The organism is Desulfocurvus sp. DL1XJH-121 (assembly GCF_054819825.1).
In genome coordinates this window covers 1-261 of record NZ_JBTVWW010000127.1, presented here as the reverse complement: position 1 = coordinate 261, position 261 = coordinate 1, and the positions used below count along the sequence as shown (strand labels likewise).

The 261-nt window shown below is 67.4% G+C and carries 1 protein-coding gene; it reads left to right on the top strand.

The features are described from left to right. A partial coding sequence (locus ACYYG1_RS17590) for a methyltransferase domain-containing protein (protein ID WP_461211628.1) occupies positions 1 to 261 on the top strand: 261 nt, incomplete at both ends.

The window sequence follows — 261 nt, the reverse complement described above, 5'->3', positions numbered from 1 at the left end:
ACCACGGCCAGAACCACGTCGATCCGGCGGAAGTCGCGAAGTTCGATGAGCTCGCCCCGCGCTTCTGGGACGAGAACGGCGAGTTCAAACCGCTGCATCGCCTGAACCCGGTCCGCCTGGGCTTTGTCGCGGAACGCGCGGCCCTCGCGGGCAAGACGGTGCTCGATGTCGGTTGCGGCGGCGGCCTGCTGGCCGAGGCACTTTGCCGGCACGGCGCCACCGTGACTGCGATCGACCTGTCCGAATCGATGATCGAAGTGG